The 15,352-nt window shown below is 54.6% G+C and carries 14 protein-coding genes and 1 pseudogene; 3 read left to right on the top strand and 12 right to left on the bottom strand.

Annotated elements, in window-relative coordinates:
• Nucleotides 1–32: 32 nt before the first annotated feature.
• From LMS44_RS03295 to LMS44_RS03250, 10 genes and pseudogenes are all read right to left on the bottom strand, one after another.
• A complete protein-coding gene (locus LMS44_RS03295) occupies nt 33–326 on the bottom strand; it encodes a helix-turn-helix transcriptional regulator (RefSeq protein WP_498946799.1) in 294 nt (97 codons plus the stop codon).
• Nucleotides 326–604, bottom strand: coding sequence for a type II toxin-antitoxin system RelE/ParE family toxin (locus tag LMS44_RS03290; protein WP_498946797.1), 279 nt, complete (start codon nt 602–604; stop codon nt 326–328). Before LMS44_RS03290 ends, LMS44_RS03295 begins: the two co-directional genes overlap by 1 nt.
• Nucleotides 605–681: 77 nt before the next feature.
• Nucleotides 682–1,527, bottom strand: a complete 846-nt coding sequence (locus LMS44_RS03285) for an EamA family transporter (protein ID WP_498946795.1) — start codon at nt 1,525–1,527, stop codon at nt 682–684.
• An 86-nt stretch (nt 1,528–1,613) separates the two neighbouring features.
• Nucleotides 1,614–1,834 (bottom strand): annotated as a pseudogene (locus LMS44_RS03280) (MBL fold metallo-hydrolase); the annotation flags it as partial.
• A 218-nt stretch (nt 1,835–2,052) separates the two neighbouring features.
• Nucleotides 2,053–3,186 carry an MAE_28990/MAE_18760 family HEPN-like nuclease gene (locus LMS44_RS03275; protein WP_498946793.1) on the bottom strand — a complete coding sequence of 378 codons (1,134 nt, stop codon included), beginning with the start codon at nt 3,184–3,186 and terminating at the stop codon, nt 2,053–2,055.
• Nucleotides 3,187–4,368 (bottom strand): DUF262 domain-containing protein, encoded by a 1,182-nt coding sequence (locus LMS44_RS03270; protein ID WP_498946791.1) that lies wholly within the window; start codon nt 4,366–4,368, stop codon nt 3,187–3,189.
• A 200-nt stretch (nt 4,369–4,568) separates the two neighbouring features.
• Complete coding sequence (locus LMS44_RS03265; protein WP_498946789.1) at nt 4,569–5,435, bottom strand: DUF7281 domain-containing protein; 867 nt, start codon at nt 5,433–5,435, stop codon at nt 4,569–4,571.
• Nucleotides 5,432–6,676 carry a hypothetical protein gene (locus LMS44_RS03260; RefSeq protein ID WP_498947290.1) on the bottom strand — a complete coding sequence of 415 codons (1,245 nt, stop codon included), beginning with the start codon at nt 6,674–6,676 and terminating at the stop codon, nt 5,432–5,434. Before LMS44_RS03260 ends, LMS44_RS03265 begins: the two co-directional genes overlap by 4 nt.
• Before the next feature lie 2 nt (nt 6,677–6,678).
• A complete protein-coding gene (locus LMS44_RS03255) occupies nt 6,679–7,314 on the bottom strand; it encodes a condensin complex protein MksE (RefSeq protein ID WP_022520046.1) in 636 nt (211 codons plus the stop codon).
• On the bottom strand, nt 7,311–10,976 hold the full coding sequence (locus LMS44_RS03250) for an ATP-binding protein (RefSeq protein ID WP_498946787.1): 3,666 nt from the start codon (nt 10,974–10,976) through the stop codon (nt 7,311–7,313). Before LMS44_RS03250 ends, LMS44_RS03255 begins: the two co-directional genes overlap by 4 nt.
• A gap of 165 nt (nt 10,977–11,141) precedes the next feature.
• Here LMS44_RS03250 and LMS44_RS03245 point away from each other — a divergent pair, with 165 nt between their 5' ends.
• Together LMS44_RS03245 and LMS44_RS03240 are read left to right on the top strand one after the other, a co-directional pair.
• The gene (locus LMS44_RS03245; protein ID WP_022520048.1) at nt 11,142–11,516 is read left to right on the top strand and encodes a type II toxin-antitoxin system RelE/ParE family toxin; all 375 of its coding nucleotides are present in this window, start codon (nt 11,142–11,144) and stop codon (nt 11,514–11,516) included.
• Complete coding sequence (locus LMS44_RS03240) at nt 11,509–11,814, top strand: helix-turn-helix domain-containing protein (RefSeq protein ID WP_022520049.1); 306 nt, start codon at nt 11,509–11,511, stop codon at nt 11,812–11,814. Before LMS44_RS03245 ends, LMS44_RS03240 begins: the two co-directional genes overlap by 8 nt.
• 3 nt (nt 11,815–11,817) lie before the next feature.
• On the opposite strand, the gene LMS44_RS03235 is transcribed toward LMS44_RS03240, so the two are convergent.
• On the bottom strand, nt 11,818–12,846 hold the full coding sequence (locus LMS44_RS03235) for a histone deacetylase family protein (RefSeq protein ID WP_053856899.1): 1,029 nt from the start codon (nt 12,844–12,846) through the stop codon (nt 11,818–11,820).
• Nucleotides 12,824–13,549, bottom strand: a complete 726-nt coding sequence (locus tag LMS44_RS03230) for a GntR family transcriptional regulator (RefSeq protein ID WP_022520051.1) — start codon at nt 13,547–13,549, stop codon at nt 12,824–12,826. The genes LMS44_RS03235 and LMS44_RS03230 overlap by 23 nt, the downstream gene beginning before the upstream one ends.
• Before the next feature lie 210 nt (nt 13,550–13,759).
• On the opposite strand from LMS44_RS03230, the gene LMS44_RS03225 reads away from it, so the two are divergent.
• The gene (locus LMS44_RS03225; RefSeq protein ID WP_498946786.1) at nt 13,760–15,316 is read left to right on the top strand and encodes an ABC transporter substrate-binding protein; all 1,557 of its coding nucleotides are present in this window, start codon (nt 13,760–13,762) and stop codon (nt 15,314–15,316) included.
• Nucleotides 15,317–15,352: the final 36 nt, after the last annotated feature.

The raw sequence follows: 15,352 nt of genomic DNA, 5'->3' as shown, positions 1-15,352 counted from the left end.
GACAGGATGGCCAACGACAACAGTAGCTATTGCTAAGCGGCTTCAAAATCCAATGGCTGAAGGTCGTCCAAATTAATGGTGCTGCGAGCCATCCATAGATCATACATATCCTGCATTGCCAGCCAGCTTTCCGGGGTTCGCCCAAGAACCTTCGACAAGCGCAACGACATTTCGGGGCTAATACCGCTATCCCCTTTAAGCAACCGTGACAAGGTGGATGGTGAAACGCCCAAACTGGACGCAAGCTGACGAGAACTAATACCAAAAGGTTCTAGATAAATCTCCCGAATAAATTCGCCGGGATGCGGTGGGTTATGCATTGTCATTAGTGATAATCCTCATAATCAAGAATGTAGGCGTTGCCATCCCGAAATTCGAACGTCATGCGCCAATTTCCGTTGACCCAAATCGACCATCGCCCTTTGTCTTTCCCCTTCAATGGGTGAAGCCGAAATCCGGGGATATCCATGTCTTCCACTGAAATAGCCGTATCCAGAGCAGCAAGCTGCATGCGTAACTTCTTGGCATGATCTACCTGTATGCCAGCGGTGCTACCAGACGAATAGAACTTTTTCAGTCCTTTGTGACGGAATGACTTAATCATGAGGAAACTATAGCCTGTTGCGCATCAAGCAACAACCAAGGAGGTAAAATCACCACCGATGACTTCATGGATGAGTTTCAAGGCTTAGAACGCCTCAACGCAATCCCGCAAGCGATCAGGCCTGAAGAAACAAACCGCCATACACCGAAGCCTTCTTTCAGAATGATGGTGGAAATTAGCGCAGCGAACAGCACGCTGGTTTCACGTAAGGCCGAAACCATACCAAGCGGGGCGTAGGCCATGGCCCAGATAACGATCCAATACGCCCCGACCTGCATTCCACCGCCAGCGATGGCTGGTGCTAGGTTGCTGCCTATCACTTTTTTTATCTCCTTGGCTTTCCATGTCAGGGCAATAGCAAACGTCAGTAAGCCATTACCGAGCGTCAACAACACAGCAAAGCCGAACACCGAGCCAGCTTGTCGGGCGCCCAGGCCACCCACTAGCGTGTAGGAGGCAATAAGGGCGCCCGTACCAAGAGCAAGGAGAATAGCGCGGGGGTTTCTGGTGATACCGGTACTGGTATCGAATGAAAGCGACATCACACCAACGCCAAGAAACAGCACTCCGAGTAACGGGAGAAGCCCCAACATTTCGCCAGCGAATGCGGCTGCGCCTAGAGTAACGAGTAATGGCGCCGACCCTCGGGCGATAGGATAAACTTGACCAAAATCACCATACTGGTAAGCCATCGGCAAAGAGAAGTGATACGCCGTATGAATCAAGATGGCTAGGCCAAGAAGCGGCCAACTGGCAGGATCTGGGAGCGTCACGAAAGGCAAGATGAGAGCAGAAACGAGACTGCCCAATAAGGTGATCACCGCCATAACGGCGATCCTGTCACCACTCACTTTAACGATCGCATTCCAACTGGCGTTAAAGATGGCAGCGAGCAGTACAATCATTGTTATTTCTATGCTCATATCACCGTATCCTTGAGCTGTAGGATGCTACGTTAAGAAAAACTAGTTTTCCCAGCATAGTCCAAATTCCTATTCACGCATGTGGCCGCACTTGCCAGTATGCCCGGCAGCCCATAGCAGTGATCTCCATCAAGATGGCTTTCAGCGAATGGAACGACAGCTTCGTATGCAAAACCTGATGCTGGGTGCCCTCACCACAATCGATTAGGTACCAGCCCTTCCCTTTGCTTTCTCGCAGAGCGATGCCGGAGACGTTTCTTTGCTTGGTGGGCACACCAGCGGAGGTGCCTAGAAAAAGTAGGTTCATAGTTTTAAGGGGATGGCCTTTTGAAGGTGATGATGTTGAAGAGGTTGCGCCGGAAATCCGCTTGACGAGTGAGGAAGTTGCTTCCGCTGATGCTGCACACTTCCTCTGTGTTTGAAAAGTAGCTTTGAAGCCTCATTGACTGCCCAGAAAATTTCTGCGAGCAAATGGTGGAAACTATGGATTTTATTGAAAGCAATAAGCAGTCACGCATTACCTAATTATGCTGCAACTCCGACAAAAATATTCCTCTTCCGCATATGAGAATTAGTTTTAAAATCTACTTTTATCGAAAACGGGGATTTGTGAGGTGCCTCCAAAATATCAACAACGCCATCTCGGTTTCGTATTGACATAATATACCCGCAGATCACATCAGCAGCGCTGCTTTCATTTATTGCAAAAACTTTATCCCCAACCGAAATATTTTCGCACTCTTCGTAATGATCAGGAAGCGAAAGCTCTTGAAACTCTAGGACACTGATACCACCATAAACCTTGCTAGGCCTCCCTAAATCAATTTTAGTGGCGATCTGAAACGAATAAGAATTCAATTTTGAAAGCACAACGGAGTGTAAAGCTAAGCCGTATTGGCGAATTATTCCTATACGATCTAAAAGCATCTCCAAAGATTCTATCTCATCAATACGAACTCCATGAGCTATTTCATTTCTCCTTTGAGCCAAATTATCTAGTTCTGATGTCAACAAAGAGATCAGAATTTTCTTTTCAAGAGCCTCTTCTGAAGAATGTTTGCGAGACAGCGCTTCGGCTAGACTAACCTCATTCAGGCATAACCTGGATATCCCGTGGATTCCAATTCTTGTAAATATCTCATGAATTGAATCATAACGGAAATTAGAACTATGATTAACAAATGCATCACAATTAAGCACATAATCCTGGGCTTCTACCAGACAGTCGTGCATATTTTTTACAGCCTCACCTAGTGAAGAATGCCTATAATCGTCACTAACCCCTCTCAATTTCTTAACTTTACTTATATGCTCAAGAGAAACATCAAGGTGATTCCTTCTTATCTCATGAGGAAGGCTTTTATAATCCACAGATTGTTCGCAGATAGCTTGAAGATACTCAATAACTATATCTTCCACATATCTTTCTAAAAATCCATAAAGAGATATTATTCCATTTTTATATGAGTAAACCTTGGAGTCCGTTAAAGCAGGGCTTATTTTTTCAGCTAAAAAATCTCGAAACTCAACTTCAAATGAACTATTACCTTTATACTTTTTCACTCCGACTTGAAAATAAAGCTGGCAGTTTTTTTCATAATTAAGATGATTCACTAAGCCATCTATACTAGTTAAAAACTCTGACAATGACTGGAGCATTTAAATAAACCTATCAAAGAACTCATTAAACTTTAAGTCCCTTCCCTCTAAAGCTGATTGGTTGGTATTTCTACCCTCGAAAGCGGCATAATTTTCCTTGTAAAAACTTATGATAGCCTCATTAATTTCTTCTTTTCTATCAACAAGCGTATCGCGAAACTCAAGTCTCTGGCTCAAGGAATTCATCATGGGATCATATACAGCAGTTGTGGGCCGCTCAAACCAACCCCAGCCTGTTTTTCTTTTTCTGTAAAGAAAAAAAGCTTTATCCTCAAAAAGCTCGTATGCCATATCTATAGTATTAACAAACAGTTCATCTAAATTATCCAAAGTCTCTGTAGTAAAGTAATTTCCTTTTTCCAAGTAAAAATCCAGATAAGATTCTAAAGAACCTCGCTGCAAACTAGCTCTTTGTCTATATGCAAAGAACCTCAGAACTAACTCCACATCACCCATAGTTTTAAAGAGTTTGTTCTCTGCTCGCTCGGAATGGATTCGGTCAGGATTTCCATCTTCAAGGGGTATCCCCCAAGCCTTACATAAACTTTCATTTTCAGAAAGCCTAATACAAAGCCTATTTAGCCTACCATCGAAATTAGCGTTTCTTTTCTCTTGAGGAGTAAGTTTTTCACCGCCGCTATTTATTCGGTCAAAAACCATCTGCTTAAGGTTTTCAGCTTCTTCACTAGTTTTTGCCGTTTCATGCAAAAGAATTATAGAAGATATATATCTTCTATCTACACCTTGCTTGACTAGCTTTGGGAGATCGCTATACTTCTTACCATTAAGCTCAGGCCATTTTGTAAGTTCTTCAAGCTCAAATTCATCATCATAGAATGAAGAGATTGCAGTAAGCCTTTGCAAGCCGTCCATGACTTCGTATGAAGAATACTCATATTCATAAAGAAAAATAGGAGGTATGGGCACATTCATTATCAAAGACTCAATTAATGATGATCTTTTTCTATTGGTCCACCTATGTCGCCTTTGATACTCTGGGTTCATTTTGTAGCTATCACTATGTACCATTGAGGAAATAGTATTTAGCGGGTACCTAGCCTGCTCAGTTACAATTCTTATCTCGCCCTCACGATACTTGCTATTGATCTCTTCATCAGACATTCTTAGTGGCTGATCATCGATCATTTCGCGCGCAATGTTTTCACCTTCAAAGAGTTCCATTCACCACCTCTTCTTAAAAATATTTTTCAACATAAATCTATACACCTTAGTACATGAACTTAATGAATGTATTCATCTAATTAACTGGGGTTATGTCGCCAGCCAAATGTCTTCACCCCCGTTGGTTTTTCTACCTACAAAGATAGTTTAGGCGATATGGTCAACATTCGCATGCCGTATCGCTTTGCTTCGTTCACATTCTAACCAAGCGCCACCACCACCGCCCCCTCAAACCACTGCTGCTTGAGACCCCGCTGCTTTTCAAGCAGCAGCGTCAGATACTCGCGCAATGTGTGGGCAGATGGCAACGCGGCAAGGTGCTTACGCAGCCTGCGCTGATAAGTAAACTGCTCAGCAGGCACATGCAATGGCGTGGCGTTCTGGGTGAGCCATTCGATGCTGGGTAGAAGCAAGTGAGTGGCGCCACTATCGAGCGCTAGCGTGACGCCTTTTACATCGAAGTCCCCAGCGTAGATGTGCGGCCGGTGGGTTTTGCGCCACGCCTCGGCCAGTAACGCAAAGCCGCCGCCATAGTGACTGTCGCCTCGGTAGGCGATGAGCGGGTTGGCATAGCCACTTAGCGCTGAAATATCCGGTGTAAATTTATAGAAGCTGTCCAGGTTTTCGACCTGAATCAGGGCGCTGAACGCGCTCAGCTTTAGCCCCATTACATCTACATCGCGAATAGCGCGTGGCTCGTTGGCAAGCCCGGTTGTTGGCTGGGGCGGAAAACTGACGAGTACCCGCCGTGCGCGGGGGCTTTCGCGGCTTGCTTTGTTTTCCTCTACACCCTCTTTCGCTTGGGCGCTGCTGGTTAGGCCGCTGAGTGAGCGGCCTAGTGGTGCTATGCGGGCGCTCTCTAACACGTCATTGATCTGCGCCAGCAAGGTGGCGTCAAAACGCAGCGCTTTACCGTTGATTCGCATGGCCAGGTCAATGTCGTGCTGGTGGCACCAGGCTACCACGTCGTCTACCCACTGGCGGCGGGGCTTCTCCACCGTGGGCTGGCGGAGCAGTTCGCGGGCGACGCCGTTAAGGCCATTGCGTGCGCGGCTGGGTAGGTTCATACGGCCAGCTGCAGTTCTACATCGTGGATCAGGCGCAGGTGGTTGAAGGTACTCGCCTGACTTTCCTGCTGTTTGAGCCGAAACGCCTTCTGATCGCTGCGCGGCAGGCCCTGGTATTCGGAAATCACCTGGAAGAGCCAGATTTCCTCCGGCCATTCCAGCGGGCTTTCGTGCAGGTACTCAAGGGCGCTGACCGGCTCTGCTTGGGGCTGGTCGATCACGCTTAAATAGAAGTGCTCCACATCCTGTTTGAGCGCCTGCTGGCGGGCAGCGGCTAAGCTGCTCTCCTGGGCTTGGGCAGGGGCCGCGGCTTCTACGGTTTGCGTGGTGTGGCGCGGCTGGGGTAGCTGGTGCAGCAAGTCGGCGAGCATCCGGCTGTCCAGGTTACGATCCAGCGCCGGGGCGGCCGCCGCGCTTAGCGGTGCAGCTTGATTGACCAGCCCTGGCACTTCGCTGCGCCGGGCGTAGTTGCCCGGCACAAAGCCGGGATGTTCCCGCATAAAAGCGGCCATGCCGCTGATCAGGCGGCTGCGCGCCTGCTGCTTGCGAAAGCGCGCCATCAGTTCGATCAAGCGCCGCTGCACTTCGCGCAGGCTGGTGTAGTGGTGGCTTAGTTGCTGCTGAAGCTGGCTGATCAACAGCTTGCGCAGGCCGCCGTCGCTGCCCACCAGTTCGATCAGCTCGTCGAAGTCGATCAGCGCCAGGCCATCCAGCAGTCTCGCGATCTGCTTCTGGGCGCGGTCGTTTTCGCGGATTTTGTCGTTGAGCTGACTGACGAAACCAAAATCACTATTCAGCCGCTGCCATAAACTGTCGATGGCATCGGCGAAGCGTCCGTTCAGGTCGTCGACCTCTTGGCGCAGGCGCATCAACTGCTGCTCCAGCCGCCAGTGCTCGCCGCGGCTACGCGCCTCCCGATAGCTATGTACCAGGGCGCGAATCAGTTCCAGGGTTTCCGCTACATCGGCGTTCACATGGCGGCGGGTCTCGTCGGCAAGCATCTCGGCGATCAGTTCGCGCACCTTGGGCGCCAGCTTCACGCCGCTCTGCTCATCCGGTCGCCATAGAATGCGCGCCGCCAGCAGCTTGCGTAGCGCGCTATCGCTGAGCGATTCCAGCGGCACTTCATCGCGGGTGTAGGCCTGCATCAGCACATCGGCATGCTTGCCGAGCAGCGCCAGCCGTTCGCTGCCGGTTTTCAGCAGGCGGCTTTCCAGAGCGTGTTCCCCATTAGAACCCATGCTCACAACAGGGCCTCCTGGGAACCGGAGCCTTCCTCGCTACCCTCTTCGATGGGCAGGTTCTCTTCATCGCGAATAAAGCGCACCAGATCCACCAGGTAGTCGATCTTGCCGGTGACCACGAATACCTGCCGCTCTGAATGGGGCTGGAGCAGGTAGCCATGCTCTTTCAGGCGCTTGAAGACCTGCTTTACCTGGGCGTCGAGCTGGTCACTTTGCGAGCCAAAGAAGCTGTCGGTGGCCAGGCGCTCCAGGCGTTCGCGCAGGCTCTGGTTATCTTCGCACTTGGCGCTGAACTCGGCGGGTTTGAGTACGTCGCCGGGGGCGGCCAGAGTGTCGCGGCCCAGCGCCTCCTGAACCAGCTGCAGCCACTCCAGCAGCGGCAGCAGGCTATTGAGCGTATCGCCGAGCTGGCGGGAGAGCTGATCGCGGGCGTTGTCATTGAGCTGACGCCAGGCCAGAAAATAGACGCTGCCATCTTCATTGCTGGCCAGCCGTCGGTTAAGCGGCCGCAGGTAGGTATCGATCTCTTCCCGGGTCTCTTCATTGGTGAGATGACGATAGCCGCTCTCATCGCTGATCGGGCAGACAAACTCACCCGCCAGCAGGCGCTCTAGCAGTGGGCCATGTTCGATCATACCGTCACCTCCTGCTGACGTTCCTGGAGTCGTTCGGCCAGGCGGCTTAGCCGTGGCTCGATGCGTTTTAACACCCGCTTGTTGGGGTTGGCCTCATCGCGATCAATCAGATAGCGGTTGGCGAACAATAGCAACACATCGGACTCGGGGTTGGGAAACGCGCCGACGATATGAATACGGTTGCTGTCGCAGGCGTCGAACAGTTTTTCGACGTTGTGGTACGCCAGGGTGCCGATTTCATCAATAGGCCAGTGGATGGCGATTTCTGCATCGCCGCGCAGCAGGCGGGTAAAGGCGAGTAGGAACTTGCACAGAATCAGATACGCCATGCCGTGGCTGGAGGACTCCAGCAGTTGGCGGTCGTTTTTGATCACCAGATCGGTGCCGCCTTCGTTCAGGTGCAGCTCTAGGCGCAGCAGGCTCTCAAAGCTGTACTGCTGGTCGCTGCGCAGCAAATCGACCACGTCCGCCAGAGCGTTGAGGTAGTCATCGCTGGGCAGCGTCTGGCCGGACTCGCGCCACTCTTTATAGCGCTGGGCGAACAGCTTCAGCGGCTCCCAGAAGCCGAGTTCATCGATGGTGGACTGGATGCGCACTTCGGCCTTGGTGATGCCCTCCAGGCGCAGGTCATCGGCGACTTCTTCAGAGAGACGACGGCTTTGGGCGCTGATGCGCCGGTTCAGGTCGCGGAACACGGTGAAGAACTTATCCAGGTCGTCGCTTAGGTTGCGCCCTTCCTGAATCAACTGCTGCTGTTGATCTTCGAGCAGTTTGAGCATGTCGCGCAGTAGCGGCAGCTGTAGGCGCGGGTTGTCGCTCTGCAGCTTGCTGCGTTCGCTCTCCAGCGCTTCGGCAAAGCCGCTGCTGGCGTCCTTGATCAGTTGGCTTTCGACCTCCAGGCAGCCACGGCGCAGCTGCTCGATGAGCTGGTGGCGATTGCCCAAGGCTTGGCGGGCGCGCTCGATACGCTCGTCCACATCGCCCAGTGGCGTGCCGGGCGCTTGGCTGTCGGGCTCGATGGCCAAGCTTTCCAGTTGGGTGAGTAGCGGCTTCAATGCTTCCAGGCAGGCGTATTCGCTCTCCCGCTGGGTTTTCAGCGTGCTGACTGTGCTTTGGTGAGTTTTGCGCGCGGCCTGGAAGTCGTTTTTCAGGTGCTCTTTATCCCGCTGCAGCTTTTGCTCTGCTTGCTCCAGCTCTGCCTCTTGAGCGACGAGCTGCGGTTTATGCTGCCCCCACTCAACGCGCATAAAGCGGGTGTACTCGGTGAGCTCATCCTGGCGGGCGGCGGTGACGCGAATGCGTTCATCCTGACTTGCCAGCCGCTCCTTGGTATCTTTTAGCTTGGCGGGGTCAACGCCCTGCTCGGCCAGTTCCTGGCTAAAGGCCTCTTCCAGTTCCGTGCGTTGGCGCTTGTGTTCGGCATTGGCGTCGCTCAACTGCTGCTTATACTGGCGCAGTTGGGCATCCAGGCTATCCACCTGGCTCTGGCCGTCGGCCTTGAGCTCCAGCAGTTGGCTTTGGTGGGTCTCGCTAAGGGCGGCGAGCGCCTGCTGCTTCTCTTCGCGCAGCTCCTTCTGCGCCTGCTCCTGGCTGGCTAACGCGGTCTGATGCGCTGCGCGACGCTCCTGCTGGCGCTTGGTATGGCGCTCCTGCTGCTGGCGGCGGGCCTCTATCGCAAACTCGACTTCCTGCTCGGCGCGCTTGTGAGCCATGCGGCCCTGATCTTGGGCTTCATCGGCCTGCTGCACCCGCTCGTTATGCTGCCTGAGCGCTTTCTCGGCGGCCTGGCTCTCTGACTGCACCCGGCGTTTGGCGCTATCGGCTTCTTCGATGGCGGCCAGCAGGCTGGCTTCATCCTGGGCGTAATCGGGCAGGGCAATGGCGGAGAGATCCACCGCCAGCCCAAACAGATCATCGCTAGCGCCTTCTGCCAGTTGCGGGGCGAGGTCACGCCGCTCTAGCAGCTCTGGCGCAATCACCTTGCCTAACTGCTGCTCCCAACCGGGGCGGTGATAGCGCAGGAAATGGCGCAGGCTGCCCTGCTCCGGGTCGCGCTGCTGATAGAGCGCGAAGCAGCGCTGCTCGGCGCGCTCCAACTGCTGACGAAGTTGCACCAGTTGCTGTTCGGCACTGTCGCGCTCGCGTTTTCGGCTTTCAAACTCCCGGCGCAGGCCATCCAGGGTAGCAGCCGATGCGTTGCGCTCCTGCTGGGCCTGATCCAGGCGCGCCTGGGCAAGCTCCGCCTCGGAAGCCTCTTCAGCGGTCTGAGTCGAGAGCGAGAGCTGCGCTTTCAGTTCGGCTAGCTGCTCGACGCCGAGTTCCAGCTGCGCCTGGTACTCGCCCTCCAGGCGTTGGCGCTCCTGTTGGTAGCGTTCGTTGAGCTGCTGTTCGGACTCCCACTGCTGCTCCCGGCGCAGGGCTTTCTCTTCGACCAGGGCGTCGATCAGTTCCTGGGATTCACGGGTCTGGCGGGCCAATGCTTCGGAAAGCTCGCGCAGCCGCCCGTCCAGGCGCGCCTGGCTCTCTTTGACCGCGTTCTGCATCACGTTCAGGTGCTTTTGCAGCTGGTCGCGCTGCTCCCGCCACTGGGGCAGCGCATTGATATCGCGCTCCAGGGCGGGCATGTCCGCATCAGCGTAGTGCTCGTACTGGGTTTGCAGGTCGTTGAGGCGGCGCTGGGTCTGCTGTAAATCGCTGACCACTTCACTGTGGCGGTCGTTTAGCTTATCCCGTGCTTCTGCGTAGTCGCTCTCACGCTGCTGGAACTCGCGCTGGTGGCGGGCAAGCTCGGCATCCAGATCGGCCATTTGGCGCTCTGCTTTCTGACGGTCGTCTTCCAGTTGGGGTTTCAGTTGCCACAGCGTGGCATCCAGGTCGGCGAGTTCACGATCGATACCGGCCAGCCTGGCCAGCGATGCCTGCAGCGGTTCCAGGCGCATGGATTGGCGCATCTGGGCAATCCACTCCCGTGCCTTGGTGTTGCGAATCCGGGTCACCGGGAGTTCAACGCCATCCTCTTCGAAAATCGCCGCCAGCATGGTTTTGAGGGTGTCCATCTTGCCCTCTTTGGCATGCACCGCAGAAACCAGCTTTTCGATATGGCGGATGCGCCGCTCGGGTTTGACCAGGCTGAACTGCGACGCGATCTGGCGCAGCTTGAGGCCATCGCGGCTGTTGCCGTGCAGTTGGGTAAAGTCGTTCTGGATCACCGAGCGGAATTCAGAGGTGGCGCCCAGCTTGGGCGACACCGGCGTGCCGTTGCGCCGCAGGCCGCTGGCCCACTGGGTGTAGTCCAGCGCCGCAACGCCCGCGTCGCTCTCCACCAGATAATCCTCCGGCTGGTAGGGCGCGCCGACAAAGCGGTATTCCACCCCGCCCTCGGCCTTGCGGGTCAGCACCGCTTGGCAGATGTTGCCCGCTTCGCGGCGGTATTCGTACACCAGGTAGCTGTTGCGGTGGGGCAAATAAAACGCGTCGAACTTCATGCGCGTCTTGGGCACGACCTTGTTGGGTAATTCACCGTAGAACACCGGTACCAGGCGCTGTAGCGTGGTTTTGCCGGAGGCGTTGGTGCCGCAAATATTGGTGTGACCGTCCACACTCAGTTCGACCACGCCTTCCAGGTGGCCGTGAATCATCACGATGCGTAGCAGGTGGGCCATGCCGTGTCCTTTCGATGACTATTTCAATGGCTATCCGGATCGTTTTGCTGATCGCTGAAAGTGGCTATATTGCCAGACACAGACCAAAGCGGCTACGCGGCTAAAAAAAGCTGGCTCACTATAACACTTAGTGCTATATATTGAGGATAACAGTACAGGTATCAGATGCGAGTATTTAAAAACAAAGTGTTCAGTAAGTGGGCAGCAAAGGAAGGACTGGATGATGCTGCTTTGCTAGCCGCAGTTGAGGAAATGGAGCGCGGCCTGATTGATGCTGACCTAGGTGGTCATGTGGTGAAAAAACGCGTGGCAATCGGTGGTCGAGGCAAGAGCGGCGGGGCCAGAACCCTGTTGGCTTATAAGATCGGTAATAAGGCGTTCTTTGTTTATGGTTTTGCCAAAAATGCCCGCGCTAACATCAGTGCCGAAGAGCTTAAAGCGTTAAAACATTTAGCAAAAGAATTACTGGGCTACGGTGAGAAAGCATTAGCCGAAGCCATTAAGCATGGCGCATTGATTGAGGTAAAAAACGATGGATAAATCAATCTTAGATATGGTGCATGAAACGGCTCAAGATCTTCACGCGGCTGGTGTGATGAAAGAAACCACGCTGCGCGAGTTCGATGCACTCTGTCTGCCGCCGGTAAAAGAGTACACAGCAATACAAATCAAGCGGATTCGCACCAAGAATCACGCCAGCCAAGGCGTGTTCGCGGCCTACCTGAATACTAGTGTGTCCACGGTTCAAAAGTGGGAGCAAGGCCAGAAGAAACCTAATGGCCCTTCGCTTAAGCTGCTGAACCTGGTGGCCGAAAAGGGCTTGGAAATACTGGCTTAATCGTCAGGGCGTTTTGTTGCCAAGCAACCCCTCGAAGAAACTCACCGCGTTGGCTTCCAGTCCTTCCAGGTAGTAGCCGCCTTCCTGAACCACCAGCGTGGGTACGTTCAGGTCCGCAACCCGGCGGCCCAGCTCACCAAACCCTGGCGTGGAGACAGCCACCTTGGCCTGGGGGTCGCGCTCGTAGATATCAAACCCCAGCGCCAGCACGATGGCATCAGGCTCGAACAGGCGGATGGTCTGGCAGGCTTCTTCCAGGCGGTCAAAGAACACCGACTCCTCTGACCCATGAGGCATCGGCAGGTTGAGGTTATAACCCAGTCCTGCGCCCTGCCCGCGCTCGTCTTCGAAGCCGGTGACCGCGGGGTAGAAGTTGGTGGTATCGCCGTGGATCGAGATATACAGCACATCGTCGCGCTGGTAGAAAATTTCCTGAATGCCCTGCCCATGGTGCATATCCGGGTCTAACACGACGATGCGGGGGTAGCGCGAGGTGAGATGCTGCGCGGCAATGGCGGCATTATTGAGAAAACAGAAGCCACCGGCGGAATCGATGCCCGCGTGGTGGCCTGGCGGGCGCGATAACGCATAGGCAAATCGCTCCCCGGCTAATAAAGCCTCAGCCCCGGCGACCGCACTCTGCGCCGACCAATAAGCAGACTGCCAAGTGTGCTGGCCCACGGGAGCGCTACCGTCAGCCAAGTAACGCCCGGCTTCCGCCAAGATGCCGCGCAGAGCATTGGGCGAACGCACAAAAATATTGGAAATAACTTCTTCTCCCCAATCCTCGCCGAGGGCATGCCAGCGCCGATGGGCACTTTCGAGAAAGCGCAAATAGGCCAGCGAATGCACCGCCCTTAACGGCGCCACGCCATGATCCGCGGGCGCTTGAATATCAAACCCTAGCTGTTTGGCGGCTGCCAGCAGGTGCGTGGCACGCTCGGGCACTTCCTGGGGTGTGCGCATTTTGCCCCGGGAGAAGTAGGTTTGCGGCTGATGAAGCAGTTGGTCAGCGTGGAAGAACGTCTTCATCGGCACTATCTTCATCAGAACTATCTCCGGTTTCGCCCACACCCTTGACCACAAAATCGCGGGCAACGCCGATATGGTAGTCAATCGCCTCACGGCAGGCAGCAGGGCTGCCGCTATCCAGCGCGTCAAGCAACTTAAAGTGGCTGGTGGCGATGGTGTCGGGGGCTTCATGGGTTTTGGTAATTAGGGTGATGCAGAGGCGCAGCTCATGGGACAGGTCGTCAAAGGCGCGCAGCAGACGCTCGTTACCTGCGTAATGCAGCATCAGTCGATGAAACTGCAAATCCTCCTCGATGCGGCGGGTGCCATCGTTCCCGGCTGCCGCTTCACATAGCACCTCTACTTGCTGCTTGAGCGCGCGCTGGGCATCGGCGGTATAGCGTTCTGCCAGGCGTTCGATCGCGTGGCGCTCAAGGCAGAGCCGCAAATCAAACACATCTTCGAGTTCAACGGCATTCAACGCGCGAACAAAGAAGCCTCGACGCGGTTTCGAGATCAATAAACCACGGCTTTCCAGCAAACGAGCGGCCTCGCGAACCGGTGCGCGGCTAACACCCAGGTCGCGGGAGAGCTGCACTTCCGAGAGCCGTTCGCCGGGTAAAAAGTGTTGCTGAATAATCGCTTGGGTTAAATAGTCAGCTACTTGCTCGACCAGGTTCTGCTGCTGGATAAAGGCCCTGGGAGCCGCCGTTGGTGAGGCCATCGCATTCACTCATGGGATATGACGTGTTCTTCCCAGTATGACGAAAAAAAGCCACTTGTCGACGAACGATTGCCGACTGTCGACAGTTTTACCAAGTGCTGCTATGGTCAAAACAGATCCCTAACAAACATCACAACCGGGTCTGACACGCCTCGCTCGCCTAACGACTACGTAACCTCATTACGTGCTAATAACCGAGGAGCAGGAAACATGAAAAAACCTTTAGCTTTGGCTATTTCCGCTGCAGCACTCGCTTTCACCTCCGCCGCCCTGGCTGATGACCCCAAAGAGGGCGGTGTGGTTAACACCATTATCCAGCCGGAGCCGCCGGGCTTGGTGCTGGGCATGGTTCAGAACGCACCCACCCGTACCGTCTCGGGCAATATCTACGAAGGCCTGTTGCGCTACTCCACCGACCTGGAACCCATGCCGCAGTTGGCGGAGTCGTGGGAGGTCAGCGACGATGGCCGCACCTACACCTTCCATCTGCGTGAAGGCGTTACCTGGCATGACGGCGAAGCCTTTACCGCCGATGACGTCGTGTTCTCCGCCGATGTCTTCCACCGCGAGTTGAACCCCAGTGCCCGCGCCGTGCTACAGCACGTGGAAAGCATCGAAGCCACCGACGACCACACCGTTGTATTTACCCTTACCCAGCCTTTCGGCCCTTTCCTGCTCTCCTTTGAAGCAGGCACCTTTACCATGGTGCCCGAACACCTTTATGCGGGTACCGATTTCCGCAACAACGAACACAACGATCATCCCATTGGCACCGGCCCGTTCAAGTTCGACAATTGGGAACGCGGCACCGTCATCGAGCTGGTCAAGAACGAAGAGTATTACGAAGAGGGCTTGCCTTACCTGGATGGCGTGAACTGGCACGTTATTCCTGATGGCGCTTCCCGTGCAGTGGCGTTCGAAAACGAGACCATTGACGTGCTGCCCAGCGGCACCGTCGAAAACTTCGATATTCCCCGCCTGGCCGAAATGGATAACGTCTGCATGACCGAAGAGGGCCACGAGTACTTTAGCCCCTTTGCCATGCTGTGGATGAACAATCGCGAAGGCCCCACCGCGGATAAACGCTTCCGTCAGGCGGTGATGTACGCCATGGATCGCGAGTTCGCCAAAGATGTATTGTGGAACGGCCTGGGCAATGTGCCGCTCTCCGCCTTCGGCTCCAATGCACGCTTCCAGAACGATGACCTGGAACCCTACGATCACAACCCCGAACGCGCCCTTGAGCTACTGGATGAAATGGGCTACGACGGTGAAGAGATCACTATTCTGCCGCTGCCCTACGGCGAAACCTGGACCCGCTGGGCCGAAGCCGTGCAGCAGAACCTGCGCGAAGTGGGTATTAACGTTGAAACCCAAGCCACCGATGTGGGCGGCTGGAACCAGCGCCTGGGCGATTGGGATTACGACCTCGCGTTTACCTATCTCTACCAGTACGGCGACCCGGCACTGGGTATTTCACGCACCTACCTTTCCGACAACATTGCCAAGGGCTCGCCCTGGAATAACGTGGAAGGCTACGAAAACGAGCGCGTCGACGAGCTGTTTAACGAGGCCGCCACGGCTTTCCCCGACGAAGAGCGCGAAAAACTTTACCGCGAAGTACAGGAAATCCTCCATGAAGACGTGCCCGTTGGCTGGCTGATGGAACTGGGCTTCCCGACCCTGTACCGCTGTGATGTGCAGAACCTCGTCACCTCTGGCGTGGGTGTCAACGACGGCTTTAAAGATGCTTGGCTAGATCGCTAAACCCAAGCCACCCAGGTGGCGAGAGCTACCTGGGTT

This window comes from Halomonas profundus (assembly GCF_020865425.1).
Taxonomy (GTDB): Bacteria; Pseudomonadota; Gammaproteobacteria; order Pseudomonadales; family Halomonadaceae; genus Vreelandella; species Vreelandella titanicae.
The sequence above is the reverse complement of the archived record's forward strand: the minus strand, read 5'-3'. Positions and strand labels throughout refer to the sequence as shown.